The 16,501-nt window shown below is 59.3% G+C and carries 15 protein-coding genes; 9 read left to right on the top strand and 6 right to left on the bottom strand.

The annotated features are described in order from the left end of the window. The first annotated feature begins 83 nt into the window (after positions 1-83). Positions 84-1,577, top strand: a complete 1,494-nt coding sequence (locus BJF91_RS04530) for a S10 family peptidase (protein ID WP_234801542.1) — start codon at positions 84-86, stop codon at positions 1,575-1,577. A gap of 116 nt (positions 1,578-1,693) precedes the next feature. Here the strand turns inward: BJF91_RS04530 and pcaF are convergent, their stop codons facing one another. The 3 genes from pcaF to BJF91_RS04515 are packed head-to-tail and all read right to left on the bottom strand — an operon-like array spanning position 1,694 to position 4,309. Then, entirely contained in the window at positions 1,694-2,899 is a 1,206-nt protein-coding gene (pcaF, locus tag BJF91_RS04525) for a 3-oxoadipyl-CoA thiolase (protein ID WP_075613285.1), read from the bottom strand. 10 nt (positions 2,900-2,909) lie between these two features. Beyond that, entirely contained in the window at positions 2,910-3,605 is a 696-nt protein-coding gene (locus BJF91_RS04520) for a CoA transferase subunit B (protein ID WP_075613284.1), read from the bottom strand. Further along, on the bottom strand, positions 3,602-4,309 hold the full coding sequence (locus tag BJF91_RS04515) for a 3-oxoacid CoA-transferase subunit A (RefSeq protein ID WP_075613283.1): 708 nt from the start codon (positions 4,307-4,309) through the stop codon (positions 3,602-3,604). Before BJF91_RS04515 ends, BJF91_RS04520 begins: the two co-directional genes overlap by 4 nt. Positions 4,310-4,464: 155 nt before the next feature. Here BJF91_RS04515 and BJF91_RS04510 point away from each other — a divergent pair, with 155 nt between their 5' ends. Next, positions 4,465-5,220 (top strand): IclR family transcriptional regulator, encoded by a 756-nt coding sequence (locus BJF91_RS04510; RefSeq protein WP_075613282.1) that lies wholly within the window; start codon positions 4,465-4,467, stop codon positions 5,218-5,220. Here the strand turns inward: BJF91_RS04510 and BJF91_RS04505 are convergent. Further along, positions 5,195-6,121, bottom strand: coding sequence for a helix-turn-helix domain-containing protein (locus BJF91_RS04505; protein WP_075613281.1), 927 nt, complete (start codon positions 6,119-6,121; stop codon positions 5,195-5,197). The genes BJF91_RS04510 and BJF91_RS04505 overlap by 26 nt on opposite strands. A gap of 116 nt (positions 6,122-6,237) precedes the next feature. On the opposite strand from BJF91_RS04505, the gene pobA reads away from it, so the two are divergent. Further along, the gene (gene pobA / locus BJF91_RS04500; protein ID WP_075613280.1) at positions 6,238-7,410 is read left to right on the top strand and encodes a 4-hydroxybenzoate 3-monooxygenase; all 1,173 of its coding nucleotides are present in this window, start codon (positions 6,238-6,240) and stop codon (positions 7,408-7,410) included. A 13-nt stretch (positions 7,411-7,423) separates the two neighbouring features. On the opposite strand, the gene pcaQ is transcribed toward pobA, so the two are convergent. Further along, positions 7,424-8,353 (bottom strand): pca operon transcription factor PcaQ, encoded by a 930-nt coding sequence (gene pcaQ, locus BJF91_RS04495; protein ID WP_075613279.1) that lies wholly within the window; start codon positions 8,351-8,353, stop codon positions 7,424-7,426. 92 nt (positions 8,354-8,445) lie between these two features. On the opposite strand from pcaQ, the gene pcaD reads away from it, so the two are divergent. From pcaD to BJF91_RS04470, 5 genes are read left to right on the top strand one after another with little or no spacing between them, the layout of a single operon-like run. Further along, positions 8,446-9,237, top strand: a complete 792-nt coding sequence (gene pcaD / locus BJF91_RS04490) for a 3-oxoadipate enol-lactonase (protein ID WP_075613278.1) — start codon at positions 8,446-8,448, stop codon at positions 9,235-9,237. 54 nt (positions 9,238-9,291) lie between these two features. Continuing rightward, the gene (gene pcaC, locus BJF91_RS04485) at positions 9,292-9,696 is read left to right on the top strand and encodes a 4-carboxymuconolactone decarboxylase (RefSeq protein ID WP_075613277.1); all 405 of its coding nucleotides are present in this window, start codon (positions 9,292-9,294) and stop codon (positions 9,694-9,696) included. 48 nt (positions 9,697-9,744) lie between these two features. Beyond that, entirely contained in the window at positions 9,745-10,485 is a 741-nt protein-coding gene (pcaH, locus tag BJF91_RS04480; protein WP_075613424.1) for a protocatechuate 3,4-dioxygenase subunit beta, read from the top strand. A 1-nt stretch (position 10,486) separates the two neighbouring features. After that, a complete protein-coding gene (pcaG, locus tag BJF91_RS04475) occupies positions 10,487-11,104 on the top strand; it encodes a protocatechuate 3,4-dioxygenase subunit alpha (protein WP_075613276.1) in 618 nt (205 codons plus the stop codon). Positions 11,105-11,113: 9 nt separating this feature from the next. Next, positions 11,114-12,181, top strand: coding sequence for a 3-carboxy-cis,cis-muconate cycloisomerase (locus BJF91_RS04470; RefSeq protein WP_075613275.1), 1,068 nt, complete (start codon positions 11,114-11,116; stop codon positions 12,179-12,181). 27 nt (positions 12,182-12,208) lie between these two features. On the opposite strand, the gene BJF91_RS04465 is transcribed toward BJF91_RS04470, so the two are convergent. Continuing rightward, positions 12,209-13,204 (bottom strand): MDR family oxidoreductase, encoded by a 996-nt coding sequence (locus BJF91_RS04465; protein WP_075613274.1) that lies wholly within the window; start codon positions 13,202-13,204, stop codon positions 12,209-12,211. A 384-nt stretch (positions 13,205-13,588) separates the two neighbouring features. Here BJF91_RS04465 and BJF91_RS04460 point away from each other — a divergent pair, with 384 nt between their 5' ends. Continuing rightward, the gene (locus BJF91_RS04460; RefSeq protein ID WP_075613273.1) at positions 13,589-16,453 is read left to right on the top strand and encodes a DNA translocase FtsK; all 2,865 of its coding nucleotides are present in this window, start codon (positions 13,589-13,591) and stop codon (positions 16,451-16,453) included. The last annotated feature ends 48 nt before the right edge of the window (positions 16,454-16,501 follow it).

Raw genomic sequence — 16,501 nt, 5'->3', positions numbered from 1 at the left:
GAGTTGATTTGTTCTGCTTGACCCCCGCGATAAGTTCTCATGGGAATTGAGGGCTCGTTTTGAAAAAATTGATTGTTTCCAGCGTGATCGCCGTTGCACTTGCCGCCGCTCCTGCCGTGGGCAGAGACAGATCGCAAGGGTCAGACACAGGCCATAACGCCTCTAGCGACCACGGAGCAGCCAAAGGTGAGGGGATTTTCACCCTTCTTCCGCCGGATGCGGTGACGGATCATGTGCTGAAAACGGAGCAAGGACCACTGCAATATACTGCGACGGCTGGAACGCTTGACCTGCATGGGCAGGACGGCGCGCTTGTTGCAAAGGTGTTCTACACGGCCTACCGCGCGAAAGAGAGGGCCGCAAACCGGCCTGTTACTTTTGTTTTCAACGGCGGTCCCGGCGCCGCATCGGCCTATCTGCATCTCGGGCTCTTGGGGCCAAAGATCGTGCATTTTGCGGGCGACAATCAGAATGGAACAGAACCCGCACTGCAAGACAATCCGCAAAGCTGGTTAGCCCTTACCGATCTGGTTCTAGTTGATCCTGTTGGGACAGGGTGGAGCCGCGCTGTGAGCGAAGACGAAAGCCGAAATTTTTGGAGCGTCCGTCAGGATGCGGCTTCTCTTGCAAAGGTGATTGCGCTCTACGTACAGAACAACAATCTCGCGGCTGCTCCGAAATATTTACTTGGAGAAAGCTACGGCGGGTTCAGGGCTGCGAAGGTGGCCCGCGCGCTAAAGGACGAGCAAGGCATTCTGGTCAGCGGAATTACCATGATATCGCCGCTGCTGGATGGCCGGTATCTCGCAGGCGGAGGAGAGGACCCACTGGCGGCCGCCTTGCAATTCCCGTCGCTGGTTGCTGCTACCATGGAGCGCCACAATGGCTTTGACGCGGCGGCCTTGGCCGACGCGGAGAGGTTCGCCATGACCGATTATCTCGTTGCGCTCGCTGGGCCGCCTTTGACCGGCAAACAGGGTGACGATTTTTTTGCCAAGATTGCTCAGATGACGGGGCTTTCGGAAGAGGTGGTGCGGCGGACACGCGGCTTTGCCGGCATGGCGTATGGCAAGGAGGCGCTTCCCGCCGGGCAAGTTTTAAGCCCCTACGATTCCAGCGTTTCGCAGGCCGACCCGTATCCGGAATATAGTTATCTGCGAAATGACGATGCAATTCTTGACGGATATACCAGGGCATATGGCGGAGCCTTCGCCAGCTATGCACGCGATGATCTCAACTTCAAGACGGAGATGACCTATTCGCTATTGAACGAAGAGGTGAACCGTCATTGGAAATGGGACGATAGTCGTGGTGGAGAAAGCCGCGTCACGGCCACTGTCGGCGATGACCTGCGCGACCTGCTGTCAACGATACCTTCGATGAAACTGATGATTGCCCAGGGCTATAGCGACACCTTGTGCCCCTACAGCGTGGCCCGTTACATGATTGATCGCTTGCCACCCGCTCTCAGCAAAGATCGTGTGCACCTCAATCTCTATCATGGCGGCCATATGTTCTACACGCATGACGAGGCGCGCAAAGCGATAACGGGGGACATGGCCAGCTTCTATCACTAGCGTTTCAGGGCTAGTTGATCGCCCATTTTTCGAAAAGACAAATGTAAACAAGAAGAACGAGAGTCTGTCTGGTTTAATCTAAACCTGACAGACTCTCGGGGCAAACAAAACCGCAATCAGACCCGCTCAAGCGCGATCGCAATGCCCTGACCAACGCCGATACACATGGTCGATAATGAATAGCGGCCACCGGTCAGCGCCAGTTCCAAAGCAGCAGTCCCGGTAATGCGTGCGCCAGACATGCCGAGCGGATGTCCGAGCGCGATCGCTCCACCGTTGCGGTTCACGCGCGGATCATCGTCGGCAATGCCAAGCTGGCGCAGCGTCGCAAGGCCTTGGGAGGCAAAGGCTTCGTTGAGTTCGATGACGTCGAACTGGTCTTGGGTGAGGCCGAGCCGGTCGAGCAACTTCTGACTTGCGGGGGCCGGGCCGATGCCCATGACCCGCGGCGGGACGCCAGCAGTGGCACCACCGAGAATGCGAGCGATCGGTGTCAGACCATGCTTCTTCGCCGCTGCTTCCGAAGCGATGATCAGCGCAGCAGCACCGTCATTGACTCCAGAAGCATTGCCGGCTGTTACCGTGCCGCCTTCCTTCTTGAAGGGCGTGCCGAGCTTGGCGAGCGTTTCAATGGTCGTCGCGCGCGGATGCTCATCCTTGTAGACGACGATAGCATCGCCCTTGCGCTGTGGGATCGTGACCGGAGTAATTTCCTGTCCCAACCGGCCATTTGCCTGTGCTGCTGCTGCCTTGTTCTGGCTCCGCACCGCAAAAGCGTCCTGGTCTTCGCGGGAGACCTTGTAGTCCTCAGCGACGTTCTCGCCCGTCTCAGGCATCGAATCGACACCGTATTGCTTCTTCATCAGTGGATTGACGAAGCGCCAGCCGATGGTGGTATCGTAGATTTCGGCATTGCGGGAAAAGGCGCTTTCCGCCTTCGGCAACACGAAGGGCGCCCGGCTCATGCTTTCGACACCGCCGGCTATCATCAGTTCGGATTCACCCGATTTCACGGCGCGTGCGGCAGCGATAACTGCATCCATGCCCGAGCCGCAAAGGCGGTTGATCGTCGTGCCCGTGACGGAGACCGGAAGCCCGGCCAGCAGCAGGGACATGCGTGCAACGTTACGGTTGTCCTCGCCGGCCTGATTGGCGCAGCCATAGATGACGTCGTCAACCGCCTGCCAGTCGATGCCTGCATGTTTTGCCATCAGTGCTTTCAGCGGAACGGCGCCGAGATCATCGGCCCGCACGGAAGAAAGCGAACCGCCGAAGCGACCGATGGGCGTCCGGATATAGTCGCAGATAAAAGCTTCAGTCATCGTGATGTCCTCAAAGTGCCGGCACGATCAGGTCGGCCACCGGGCCGTCGATATGCAGTTTTGCGCCAGTCATCGCCTGCAATTCGTCGAACGTCATAGCGGCAAGCTTTTCGCGCAGCACGAATTTCTTGTCGACGATGTCGATGACGGCATGGCTGGTATAGACGCGGGTGATGCAGCCGACGCCCGTCAGCGGGAAGGTGCATTTCTCCACCAGTTTCGGCTCACCGGTCTTGGTGACATGCTCGGTGATGACGCAGACTTGTTTTGCGCCATGCACCAGATCCATGGCGCCGCCGACAGCGGGAACGCCCTTGGAGCCGACCCGCCAATTGGCGAGATCGCCGCTTTCCGCTACCTGGTAGGCACCGAGGATGGCCACATCGAGATGGCCGCCACGCACCATGGCGAAGCTGTCGGCATGGTGGAAGAAAGCTGCACCCGGTTTCAATGTTACGGCCTTCTTGCCGGCATTGATCAGGTCCCAGTCTTCCTCGCCGGCCGGCGGGGCTTCACCGAAGTTGAGGACGCCGTTTTCAGTATGGAAAATTGCTTCGCGGCCGGGCGGCTGGTAGCGCGCGACCATTTCCGGAAAGCCAATGCCGAGGTTGACGTAGGCGCCATCGGCGATGTCCTGCGCGGCGCGCCAGGCTATCTGGGCATTGCTGAGCTTAATGTCTTCGCGGGTGTCGATCGAGGTCGTCATGCGTAGGCCACTCCGGCGCGAATGAGCGCTTCTTCCTGTTGCGGATTGGCAATCTCGACGACGCCATCGACGAAAATGCCAGGGGTGACGATGACTTCTGGATCGATCTCGCCCGGCTGCACGATCTTAGAGACCTGCACGATGGTTTTGGCCGCAGCCATACACATCAACGGATTGAAGTTGCGGCCGGCCTTGCTGTAGGTGAGGTTGCCGTGGAGGTCGCCGACCAGCCCCTTGACGATCGCAAAATCCGCCTTCAGCCAACGCTCCTGCACATAGTGACGACCGTCGAACTCGGCAATTACCTTGCCTTCGGCCAGTTCCGTGCCATAGCCGGTCGGCGTGTAAAAGGCGGGGATGCCGGCGCCACCGGCGCGGATCCGCTCGGCCAGCGTGCCTTGCGGCACTAGCTCCAGCTCAATCTCGCCAGCCAGATACCGGTCATTGAAGGCACGGGCATCGGAAGAGCGCGGGAAGGAGCAAATCATCTTCTTCACAAGGCCCGCATCGATCATCGCGGCGATGCCGATCCGGCCATTGCCGGCATTGTTGTTGATCACGGTCAGATTCTTCGGCCCCTTATCGATCAGGGCGTGAATGAGCTCAATCGGCGCGCCGGAGCCGCCGAAGCCGCCGATCATCACGATGGCGCCGTCGTCTATGCCTGCAACGGCCTCTGCCGCGCTGGCAATTCTCTTGTCCATGGGGAACTCCCGTTCATCACTGCGTTCGGACATGTCTGTCCGGTCCGCCTCCAGGCAAAAAGATAGGCTCGTCATTGATGTCCTGCAATCATTTTGTGCGTTATTTGACTTTTGTTCGATTATCGCACAACCTGACAAAGCAAGGGGAGACGTCGATGCGCGAAACAGACAGAATGGGCGGCTTTGCCAAAGGCCTTAAAATCATCGAAGCGTTCGATGAAGAGGCCCCTCGCTTGTCAATTGCTGAGGCAGCCAACCGTACCGGACTCGACCGCGCCACGGCCCGCCGCTGTCTGTTGACGCTGTCTGAACTTGGCTACGCTGATTACGACGGAAAATTCTTCGCGCTGACGCCGAAGATCCTCCGGCTCGGACACGCCTGGCTATCCGCAACGCCGCTACCGGCCATTCTGCAGCCGCATCTAGACCGATTGAGTGAAAAGGTCGGGCAAAGCGCGTCCGCTTCAGTGCTGGATGGGACGGAGGTTGTCTATATCGCCCGCGCGTCGCAGCGCCGGGTAATGTCGATCAATCTCATGCCCGGAAGCCGGCTGCCCGCATATTGCGCATCTATGGGCCGCGTGCTGCTCGCCGGGTTGACTGACGACGAGGTTCGCGATGCCCTTGCCGCCTCTCCCCTGAAAGCAAATACTGCCTTTACCCTGACCGATCCCAAAGACCTTCTTGCGGAAATTGCAAAGGTCCGCACATCCGGTTACGCCATCATCGATCAGGAATTGGAAGTCGGTCTTTGTTCGATCGCAGTGCCGGTCAAAGACAGCCGGGGACGATTGGTCGCGGCGATCAACATCGGGGCCCCGGCAGGCCAGATTTCAGCCACGGACATGGCTGCCCGTTTCCTGCCGGCTCTAACGGAAACCCAGTCTATTCTGAGACCCCTGCTGCGCTGACTTCGGCCTGCGACCGTTCATTGAGGTCCTGCAGCTTGCGCCGTTCGGCAACTCGCCACGCTTTTGGTGTAAGGCCGGTCTGGCGGGTAAAGAACCGCGTAAAATAGGCAGGATCGGCAAAGCCGAGATTGAGCGCGATCGCCTGTATGCTGCTGTGGCTGAAGATCAGTTCCTGCTGCGCGGTTTCCAACTGCTTTTTTGCGATCACATGCTGCAAGCTAAGGCCCGTTCCAGCCTTAATAATCCGGTTGAGATGGGTCGCGGAGAGGCCCATCTCCCGGGCATAGAAGCTTGCCGTCTGGTGATCGCGAAAATGTGCAGCGATCAATGCCAACAGCTTTTCCATCCGCCGGTCTTCCGCCACTGCAACCGGTTTGGCAGGGGGTGAATTCGCGCTGGCGCGGCGCGACAAAAGCAGGGCAATGGTTGCTAGATAGGCTTCGAGCAAGGCATTGCGGTCTGGCTGCGTGCCCGCATATTCCTCGGCAATCCGCTCCATCACTGCAGCAATTTCGCGATCATCGTTTTTGTCTCCGACTGGCATCATCAAGGGCAGGGGAAAGGCCTGCTTCAGCCCAGCGCGAGCCGCAAGCGGCAAAGCCGCAGGCAGCACAGTGGCAATCATACCCTTAATGGTGCGCGAAAAGCGGAAGCCATGCACGAAGCCAGCGGGAACGACGACGATTGAAGGCGGGGTTATACTGAAAGAGCGCCCATTCAGCATCGCATCGCCCTGTCCCTCTGTGATGTAAAGAATTTGCAGGAAATTCTCATGGAAGTGCAGGTCGATCTCGAAGCGATGCAGGCTGCTGCGTGAAAAGAGCGTCTCGCAATGCAACCAGAACTCACCTGATCCGGGATTTTTTTCACCGTAGAGACGGTAGACCGGTATTGAACTCATGCGACCCTTGCCTCCAAGTGATGGTCGGATAGTGCAATTTTAAGGATGAAAAGTCCATTGAGATGGCAGGCCGAACCGGTCAGATTTTGACTAGGAGCAAATTCGGGAGGCTTTTTATGCGTACTCAAGTCGTTATTATTGGTTCAGGTCCTTCGGGGCTTCTGCTCGGGCAATTGCTGCACCGGAAAGGCATCGACACGGTTATTATCGACCGCGTAGGCCGTGATTATATTCTCGGGCGCGTCCGCGCTGGCGTACTTGAACAGGGCACAGTGCGAATGCTCGAACAAGCAGGCGCTGCGGATCGTCTGCACCGAGAAGGCCTGCCGCACGACGGATTTTCGCTTGCCTTCGACGGTCGCGATCACCGCATCGATCTGTTCGACTTGACCGGCGGCGACCGGGTCATGGTCTACGGCCAGACGGAAGTCACTCGCGACCTGATGGATCAGCGTGACGCAGCCGGCGCCGTTACCATCTATGACGCCGCCAACGTACAGCCACATGATTTCGATGGCGAAAAGCCCTATGTCACCTATGAAAAGGATGGCGTTTCCCACCGTATCGATTGCGATTTTATCGCTGGCTGTGACGGGTTCCATGGCGTCAGCCGCAAAGCTGTGCCGCAGGGCTCCATCAAAGAATTCGAGCGCATCTATCCATTCGGCTGGCTCGGCATCATGGCGGAAGTGCCGCCAGTTGCACATGAGCTGATTTACGCAAATCATCCCCGCGGTTTTGCACTGTGTTCAATGCGTTCCACCACTCGTAGCCGCTACTATGTGCAGTGCTCGCTCGACGATAAGGTCGAGGAGTGGAGCGACGACCGCTTCTGGGACGAGTTGCGCCGCCGCCTTCCGGCAGAACATGCCGAGGGGATGGTGACTGGTCCGTCATTTGAAAAATCCATCGCACCGTTGCGCTCCTTCGTGGCGGAGCCAATGCGGTTCGGGCGACTGTTCCTCGCCGGTGATGCCGCCCATATCGTCCCACCGACCGGGGCGAAAGGCCTGAACTTAGCGGCCAGCGACGTCTTCTATCTCAGCGAAGCACTAATCGAATTCTACGGAGAAAAGTCGAAGGCCGGTATCGACGGCTATTCGGCCCGCGCCCTGGCAAGAGTTTGGAAAGCGGTGCGCTTCTCCTGGTGGATGACGACGATGATGCACCGTTTTCAGGATACGGGCGATTTCGGCCAGCGCATCCAGGAAGCGGAACTGGATTATCTCGTCCACTCCCGGGCCGCCGCCACATCGCTTGCCGAAAACTACGTCGGCCTGCCTTACTAGACATGCTCACGTCTTAGGTTCCTCCCGGGACCGTCGCCTTCGCTGCCGCATTACGGATCGCTTGCATCAGAAGCGATTGCGGCAGCGAGGCGATGGCATCGGTTCTTTGTGTTAGCCCCACTGGACCGCGTGTCGCCGAACAATCGATCGGTAGCGCAGCCAGCGTTCCCTCACCAATGTCGCCGGCAACCACCCCCTCCGAAATCACCCAAATCGCATCACTTATCTTTGCAAATGCCCGACCGAATGCGTCTGAAATCGTTTCAATCTGGTTGGGGAAGGCCGGGATGCCATTCGCGATCAGGAAATGATCGACCAGCGGCCGTATGATGGAATTGTGTGTTGGCATGAGGACCGGAAATTCGCGCATGCGCTCCACCAGCTTCTCGCCCGATAGCAGCGGATGGCCCACCCGGACAGTGAACACGACCTGCTCGGAATAGAGATGCTCAAATGAAAATCCCGCCATCTTCTCCGGTGCTGCCAACCTTCCTAGGACAAGGTCCAGTTCGCCAAGACGCAATTGCTCCAAGAGAACCGCATTGTCGCCGGTTACGATCTTTACCGGGCTGCCGGTGTTTTCCAACAGAAACGTCTTCATTGCGACGGGCATGATACGGGTTGAGACTGTCGGCAAAGCCCCGACGCGGACCGGTGGACCGGACCGAATGGCCTCCTGCGATACTGAATCAACTGCGTGGTTCAGTGCCGCGAGCGTTGCGCCGGCATGGCGCAGGAACACCTCGCCGTAGCGGGTGATGCGAATGCCTCGGCCGTCGCGCTCGATCAGGCCTACGCTCAAGACCTCCTCGAGTTCGCGTATCGTCTTGGTTACGGCCGGCTGGCTGACATGCAGGATTTCGGCGGCCTTGATAACGCTTTTCTGCCGTGCGACCTCCACGAAAGCTTGGAGATGGCGAAATTTGATCCGATGATCTATCATCTTCCCATAACCTCTAGGTTATCGTTTTCGGCAAAAAAGTCATTTTACTTAGCATTATCGCTCGGACAAGATTATCGCAGGAGGAAAGATTCATGAAATTTTTGAAGACCGCGGATGCGGTTATCCACTACCGCACCCACGGACTTGAGACCGGAAAGCCGGTAATAGCCTTTGCCAATTCGCTCGGCACGGATTTTCGCATCTGGGACGAGGTAATCGAGCGTCTTCAGGACCGTTTCGCCTTCGTGCTACATGACAAACGCGGGCACGGTCTGTCCGATCTCGCATCTGCGCCCTATACGATGGATGACCACGTCAAGGACATGGCGGCCTTGCTCGACCATCTGGCGCTGAAGCAGGTGATCGTCTGCGGCCTCTCCGTTGGCGGCATGATCGCGCAAGGCCTCTATGCAAGCCGGCCTGACCTGGTGCGGGCGCTGATCCTGAGCAATACTGCCCACAAGATCGGCACGCCGGAGATGTGGAATAGCCGTATAGACGCAATCCGCAAGGGCGGTATCGCCGCACTGCTGGAACCGATCATGGAGCGCTGGTTCACACCCCCATTTCGGGTCGAGAGCAACTCCCTCTATGCGGGCTGCTGCACCATGTTGCTGCGACAATCGGCGGAAGGCTATTCCGGTACCTGTGCGGCGCTTCGTGATGCGGATTTTACCGCCCAGGCACCCGCTATCGCAGTTCCAACACTATGCATCGTGGGCGATCAGGATGGCTCGACGCCACCTGCGCTCGTGCAGTCGCTGGCGGACCTCATACCCGGGGGCCGTTTTGCTGTCGTGGAGGGAGCCGGCCACATTCCCTGCCTTGAACAGCCGGACGCCTATGTGGCGGCATTGCGCCCCTTCCTGGCGGAGTCGGCCTGACGTTCATTTTGGCCCCCGGCCTTCAATCGACATATTTTGCGGAGACATCAAGACATGACTGACAAGACGGAAACGCCGTCCGAGGCCTATGGCCGCGGCATGAAGACCAGGCGGTCGGTGCTGGGTGATGCCCATGTCAACCGGGCCTCGTCCGCGGCAACGCCTTTCGATCAGCCGTTCCAGACGCTGATCACCGAGTCCGCCTGGGGCACGGTCTGGTCGGGCGATCACTGGACCAAGCGCGAGCGGTCGATGGTTACCATCGCGCTGCTGGCCGCCCTCGGTCACCACGAGGAAGTGGCGATGCATATTCGCGCCACTGCCAATACCGGTGCCAGCCGCGAGGATATTCGCGAAGCACTGATGCATGTCGCCATCTATGCCGGCGTGCCGGCCGCCAACCACGCTTTCAAAGTCGCGAAGGGCGTCTTTGCGGAAATGGATGCCGAGAAAGCCTGAGCCAGATCTGCTCCGCGCTTATTCGGTAAAACCCTGAGGAGGATGAAGATGAAAAACACACCGCCGGAAACCGGGGCGTTCTTTGCCCGCGACCGGGACATGCATCCACCGGCCTACGCGCCTTGGTATAAAACGTCTGTTCTGCGGTCGCCGCAGCGGGCGCTAATCTCCCTCGAAGGCACCAAGAGCGAAATCACTGGCCCGGTCTTCGGTCACGGCCTGCTGAACGAACTCGATAACGACCTGATCATGAACTATGCAAAGCCAGGCGAAATGGCCGTCGGCCAGCGCATCCTCGTGCATGGCCAGGTTCTGGATGAGCGCGGCATCGGTGTTCACGGCGCGCTGGTCGAATTCTGGCAGGCCAATGCCGGCGGGCGCTACCGCCACAAGAAGGAAACCTATCTCGCGGCGCTTGATCCTAATTTCGGTGGTGTCGGCCGCGCGATCACCGACGAGAACGGCTATTACTGGTTCAAGACCATCAAGCCAGGCCCGTATCCGTGGCCGAATGGTGTCAACGACTGGCGGCCGGCCCATATACATTTTTCAATTTTCGGCCATGGCTTTGCCCAGCGCCTTATCACCCAGATGTATTTCGAAGGCGACCCGCTGATCTGGAAATGTCCGATCGTGAAAACGATCCCGGATGAAGATGCGATCAAGCGCCTCGTCGCGCCGCTCGACATGAACGCCACCATTCCGATGGATATGCGCGCCTACAAGTTCGATATTGTGTTGCGCGGTCGTCGCTCGACGCTGTTTGAAAACCGCAAGGAGGGCAACTGACATGGTACAGCCGCTCGGTTATCTCAAGGAATCCGCCTCGCAAACGGCAGGCCCGTATGTGCACATTGGCTGCACGCCTAATTTCGTCGGCATCGAAGGGATCTTTGATCAGGATCTCGGCTCCGGCCCCCTCTATAATGATAAGACGCGGGGTGAGCGCATCACCATTCGCGGCCACGTCTATGACGGGGGTGGAAATACGCTGAAGGACGGGCTCGTCGAAATCTGGCAGGCCGACACCGACGGATTCTACAATAGCCCGTCCGAAACGCGCGGAAAAGCCGATCCCAACTTCCTCGGCTGGGCCCGTTGCCCAGGCGACATGGCCACCGGCGAATTCGTGTTCCACACGATCAAGCCCGGCAAGGTGCCTTTCGATGGCACCAGGTGGATGGCGCCGCATATCACCTTCTGGGTGGTGGCCCGCGGTATCAATATCGGTCTGCAGACACGGATGTATTTTCCTGACGAAGAGGACGCAAATGCCGCCGATCCGGTTCTGGCCCGCATCGAGCACAAGGTGCGGATACCGACCTTGATTGCCAACCGACAGGGAGACGATTACGTCTTCGATATCCGCCTGCAGGGCGAAAACGAAACCGTCTTCTTCGACATCTGATCGGCAGTCATGAGCACATCCTCCTTCGACCACCCTTATCTCTCCGGCCTGTTCGGCGACGAGGCTTTTGCCGCTTTGTTTACGGCCAAAGCTGATATCGATGCCATGCTCGCCTTCGAAGCGGCATTGGCAAAGGCGCAGGCAGAGCATGGGGTGATCGAGCATGGCGATGCCGAGGCAATCGAGGCCGGGCTCGCGACATTCACGCCCGACCTCGACGCCTTGAAAACGGCCACGGCGCGCGACGGCGTGGTCATTCCCGACCTGGTAAAGCAGATGCGGGCAGCTGTCGGTGGGGCCGGGCAAGCCAAACTTCATTTCGGCGCCACCAGCCAGGACGTGATCGACACCAGCCTGGTTCTGCGGCTGAAGGCTGCGGCCCAGCTCTTGGAAAAACGGCTTGCGGCGTTGGCCACTGCCTTTGCGCGACTTGATACCGCTTTCGGCAAAAAACCTTTGATGGGTCACACCCGTATGCAGGCCGCAATTCCCATAACCGTCTCAGACCGGATCGCCGCCTGGGCCGGGCCGCTTGCCCGGTCGCATGACCGGCTGCGGCTGCTGTTGGCAGATGGCTTTGCAGTTCAATTCGGCGGTGCGGCTGGTACTCTGGAAAAGCTTGGTGACAAGGGTCCGGCCGTGCGCGCCAGCCTGGCACACATTCTCGGCCTTGCCGATGCACCGCAATGGCATAGCCAACGCGACCGGATCGTCGCCTTTGCCGATCTTTTGTCGCTGATCTCCGGCGCTCTCGGCAAATTCGGCCAGGACGTTGCGCTTTTGGCCGAAATGGGCAAGGAAATTCAGCTGACCGGCGGCGGCGGCTCCTCCGCCATGCCGCACAAGCAGAATCCGGTCGGCGCCGAAACGCTGGTTACGATTGCCCGCTTCAATGCCGTGCAGGTGTCTGGCCTGCATCAGAGCCTGGTGCATGAACAGGAGCGTTCTGGTGCTGCCTGGGCGCTGGAATGGTTACTGCTACCGCAACTGGTCGTGGCGACAGGGGCCGCAACCCGGACAGGGCTGCAATTGATTGAGGCCATCGCTCGTCTTGGACCCGCCTCGGAACAGTTATAACGGAACAAGCAGGGGATTCCCCTGGCGCTATTTCGTGACGTCGATCACCACCCGGCCGCGCGTCTGACCGGCAAGAATGGCCTCGGCCAGCGCCGGCAGGTTGGACATCGGCTCTACCGTAGTCATCGCGGCGAGATGGTCGCGGTTGAGGACCTTGTCCAGAAACTCCCAGGCGCGGACGCGCTTTGGCATTGGCGTCATTACAGAATCAATCCCGAGCAGCGTGACGCCGCGCAGGATAAAAGGCATCACCGTCGTCGGCAGATCGGCGCCACCTGCAAGGCCGCAAGCCGCGACACCACCACCATACACGGTCTGTGCAAGCACATTGGCGAGAACGCTCGAGCCGACGCTGTCGACGGCGCCGGTCCAGCGCTCCTTCTGCAACGGGTTCGCCTTTTCCGCCAGTTCCTCCCGGGTCACGAAAGCGCTCGCACCGAGGCCGCGTAGATACTCCTGTACCTCCGGCCGGCCTGTGCCTGCCGTGACGTTATACCCGCGCGAAGCAAGCAAGCTGACGGCAATCGAGCCGACGCCGCCGCCGGCGCCGGTAACCAGCACTTCGCCGCTACCGACTTCGATCTTGCCCCAATCTTCAAGCGCAAGGACCGAGAGCGCCGCCGTATAGCCGGCAGTCCCGATTGCCATGGCCTGCTCGAGAGAGAAGCCGTCGGGTAGGCGCAGCAGCCATTCCGGCTTCACACGCTGGTAGCGGGTGTAGCCGCCGCCTTCCGTCTCGGTCATGCCGAAGCCGTTGACCACGACCCGGTCGCCCGGCTTCCAGTCCGGCACGCGCGAGGAAATGACTGTTCCAGCTAGATCGGCGCCAGCGATAACAGGCGTGCGACGCGCGATCCGGCCTTTTCCGGTAAATGCGAGGCCGTCCTTGTAGTTCAGTGTGGAATAGGCCACCTCGACCAGCACCTCATGATCGGTAAGATCGGCGAGCGTCAACTCCCGAAACAAGCCCTTCGGCTTGCCATCGACGTTATCGAGAACAACGGCGGTGAAACTCTCGGACATGCTGGCCTCCTCTGCGCATTTGCCTGCAACCTGCCATGGCTGCGCTCTGCTGACTACCCACGATTCGTCTAAGGTCGAATGCCATGGCGCCAAATTTCTTCTGGTGGATGATGCTCACGCCGCCACCGGATTCAACCTGATTGCGGCCTAAAAGATGGATCTGCGTCCAAAAAATTTGCCGTTTCGATTATCTCTTGTTTTCAAGGCGCTGCAGCCTCTGCTTGATCTGAGGGCTTTCCGGCCAATCATGAAAAAACAATGGGTTAAAGTGGAGCCTTCCGGCACTTTGTGCCCGTTTCGCGACGCCGGTGAAAGGAGTGATTAACCTTTATTTTTTACTTCTATAGGGGACCAAGAGCAATTCCCAATGAACTGTTAGGCACCATGCGCTTTCCAACACAGAATACGTCACGTTCTTCCGAGCCGTCAGGTCATGACGATCCGCAGGCTGCCGCCACACCTTCGAATGGTCAGACTGCTCAGGGCGGGCCGCTGGAGCCTTGGCAATCTGCTTTCGTGCTGGGGCCGAATGTGCGTTTCACGCGCACGCCGGAAGCTGCGATCAATAAGCGTCGCGAAGCGGAAGCTGCCGCCGAACAGGCCGCCATTGTCGCTGCCTTGCAAAAGGCTGTCGATCAGGCGCGTGCCGTCGAAGCTGCGCCAGTTGCTGAGCAAGGGGCAGCCCCAGCGGCCGTCGCCCCTGTGCAGCCGCAACCGGGTTCGCCCTCTTTCTTCGGCCTGCCAAAGACAGGCAGCCCGTTGATCGTGCCACGCCGCGCGCCGCCGCCACGCCCGGTTAGCCCGCGTCCTGTGGAGGCTTCGGCAGAGCCCGCTATCGAGGCGGCCGTCGAAGAAGCCGCGCCACAAGTTCTAGAGCAGTGTTCTATGCCGCCAGTTATCATTGCCCCGCAGTTTTCGACCGACACCTTTCTCTATCGAGAAGCCAAGACTGAGGCTGTCGCTGAGGCACAGGCCGTCACTCCGGCTCACCTTCCTGAGGCTCTGCGCCTGCGCCAAGCCGCGGCTGCTATGCGAATGGCTGAACATATCGACGTCCATCTGCGCCAGGACGCTGCTCCGGTCGAGGCTCCAACCGTTGTTGCGCAACAGTATGCGATCACACCCGCAACGTTGCCGCTTTCCGATTTCGCATTCTTCGAGATGATGTCCGAGCCCTTCGACATGGAAGAGGAAACGCCTGTATCTGTCACCTCCTTCGTCGCCCAGCCAAAGCCAATGTTGTTTGTGCCAGCGCCGGAGCCTGCACCGCTCGCACCGACCATTTCCACGCCATCTGTCGGGTCTGTTGCTGCGCTTTACCGCGAGATCCGTATGCGCCATGGTTTGGAAGCCCAAGCGCCGGTTGCTATTAGCGTTCCAGAAGCGGTTGCCGAGGTGTCGGCTGCGGTGGTTGAACCCGCAGGCGTCGACGAAGCTGCGCCTGTTGTTGCGGAGCCGGTTGCTGAGGTAGAGACCGCAGTCGTTGATGCCGCCATTGATGTGGCCCCATGGGATGAAGTGGTTGCCGAGCCCGACGTTTCCACCGCCGAAGTTGTCGCGGAAGCTGTGGAAACTGTTGAGCCGATGCGTAGCTTCAATGTAGCCCGGCCTGTTGTGGAAACTATCCGCGCCAACCGCGCCATTGGTGGCCTGGAAATGAACCGTAGCCATCCTTTCGATGGCGATTTCGTCTTCCCGTCGATCAGCCTTCTGCAGGAGCCGCCGGCGGTCCGTGCGGAAGCAATGCAGCCGGAAGCGCTGGAGCAGAGCGCCGGCCTTCTCGAAAGCGTGCTCGAAGATTTCGGCATTCGCGGTGAAGTCATTGATGTCCGCCCCGGTCCGGTCGTGACGCTCTATGAATTCGAGCCGGCGCCTGGCATCAAGTCCTCGCGCATTATCGGTCTTGCCGACGACATCGCCCGGTCGATGTCGGCGCTGTCCGCCCGCGTTGCCGTTGTGCCCGGCCGCAATGTCATCGGCATCGAATTGCCGAACGCCGTGCGCGAAACCGTCTATTTGCGCGAATTGATCGAATGCGAAGATTATTGGGAGAGCCGCTTCAAGCTCGCGCTTTGCCTCGGTAAATCGATCGGCGGCGAGCCTGTGATTGCTGAGCTGGCAAAGATGCCGCATCTGCTAGTTGCCGGCACCACCGGTTCCGGTAAGTCGGTTGCGATCAACACGATGATCCTGTCGCTGCTCTACCGGTTGAAGCCGGAAGAATGCCGCCTGATCATGGTCGATCCGAAGATGTTGGAGCTTTCCGTCTATGACGGCATCCCGCACCTGCTGACCCCTGTCGTAACCGACTCGAAGAAGGCCGTGATGGCTCTGAAATGGGCGGTGCGCGAGATGGAAGACCGGTACCGCAAGATGTCGCGGCTCGGCGTGCGCAATATCGACGGGTATAATGCTCGTGCGGCCCAGGCCCGCGAAAAGGGTGAGGTCATCACCGTTAGCGTTCAGGTCGGGTTCGACCGCCATTCCGGCGAGATCCTCTATGAGGATCAAGATCTCGACATGTCACACATGCCCTATATCGTCATCATCGTCGATGAAATGGCCGACCTGATGATGGTGGCCGGCAAGGAAATCGAAGGTGCCATCCAGCGTCTGGCCCAGATGGCTCGCGCTGCCGGTATCCACTTGATTATGGCAACGCAGCGGCCTTCCGTCGATGTCATCACCGGCACGATCAAGGCCAATTTCCCGACCCGGATCTCCTTCCAGGTTACCTCGAAGATCGACAGCCGCACCATTCTGGGCGAGCAGGGTGCCGAACATCTGCTCGGCCAGGGCGATATGCTCCACATGATCGGCGGCGGCCGCGTCTGCCGTGTCCATGGTCCATTCGTATCGGATGCGGAAGTCGAGCAGGTCGTCGCCCACCTGAAGACCCAGGGCCGGCCGGAATATCTCGGCACGGTGACCGAGGAAGATGGTGGCGAACCCGCCTCGGCGACGCCCGCTGCCGTTGACGAAGCCTATGAGCGCGTTGCCGTCAACGCCAGTGGCGAGGAAAGCGACGAGGTTTACGAAAAGGCGGTCAAGGTTGTGCTGCGCGACCAGAAATGCTCGACCTCTTACATCCAGCGTCGCCTGTCAATCGGCTATAATCGTGCTGCCTCGCTTGTCGAGCGCATGGAGCGGGAAGGTCTGGTAGGCCCGGCCAACCATGTCGGCAAGCGTGAAATCATCGTCGGCGGTGGAGCTGAGCCCTCCGGCATCGGCTTTGACGACGCAGACTGAACGACATAAACACAAAAAACGCCGCGCGGCCAATAAGCTGCGCGGCGT

This window comes from Gillisella taibaishanensis, assembly GCF_001938985.1.
GTDB classification, from domain to species: domain Bacteria; phylum Pseudomonadota; class Alphaproteobacteria; order Rhizobiales; family Rhizobiaceae; genus Allorhizobium; species Allorhizobium taibaishanense.
The sequence above is the reverse complement of the archived record's forward strand: the minus strand, read 5'-3'. Positions and strand labels throughout refer to the sequence as shown.

Bases quoted from the DNA above. Each gene is read 5' to 3' on its own strand.
- BJF91_RS04515 (WP_075613283.1), bottom strand. From the start codon at position 4,309: ATGGACAAGAGAATTGCCAGCGCGGCAGAGGCCGTTGCAGGCATAGAC.
- BJF91_RS04470 (WP_075613275.1), top strand. From the start codon at position 11,114: ATGAGCACATCCTCCTTCGACCACCCTTATCTCTCCGGCCTGTTCGGC.
- pcaQ (WP_075613279.1), bottom strand. From the start codon at position 8,353: ATGATAGATCATCGGATCAAATTTCGCCATCTCCAAGCTTTCGTGGAG.
- BJF91_RS04510 (WP_075613282.1), top strand. From the start codon at position 4,465: ATGCGCGAAACAGACAGAATGGGCGGCTTTGCCAAAGGCCTTAAAATC.
- BJF91_RS04460 (WP_075613273.1), top strand. From the start codon at position 13,589: ATGCGCTTTCCAACACAGAATACGTCACGTTCTTCCGAGCCGTCAGGT.
- pcaF (WP_075613285.1), bottom strand. From the start codon at position 2,899: ATGACTGAAGCTTTTATCTGCGACTATATCCGGACGCCCATCGGTCGC.
- pcaH (WP_075613424.1), top strand. From the start codon at position 9,745: ATGAAAAACACACCGCCGGAAACCGGGGCGTTCTTTGCCCGCGACCGG.
- pobA (WP_075613280.1), top strand. From the start codon at position 6,238: ATGCGTACTCAAGTCGTTATTATTGGTTCAGGTCCTTCGGGGCTTCTG.
- BJF91_RS04505 (WP_075613281.1), bottom strand. From the start codon at position 6,121: ATGAGTTCAATACCGGTCTACCGTCTCTACGGTGAAAAAAATCCCGGA.
- pcaD (WP_075613278.1), top strand. From the start codon at position 8,446: ATGAAATTTTTGAAGACCGCGGATGCGGTTATCCACTACCGCACCCAC.
- pcaG (WP_075613276.1), top strand. From the start codon at position 10,487: ATGGTACAGCCGCTCGGTTATCTCAAGGAATCCGCCTCGCAAACGGCA.
- BJF91_RS04465 (WP_075613274.1), bottom strand. From the start codon at position 13,204: ATGTCCGAGAGTTTCACCGCCGTTGTTCTCGATAACGTCGATGGCAAG.
- BJF91_RS04520 (WP_075613284.1), bottom strand. From the start codon at position 3,605: ATGACGACCTCGATCGACACCCGCGAAGACATTAAGCTCAGCAATGCC.
- pcaC (WP_075613277.1), top strand. From the start codon at position 9,292: ATGACTGACAAGACGGAAACGCCGTCCGAGGCCTATGGCCGCGGCATG.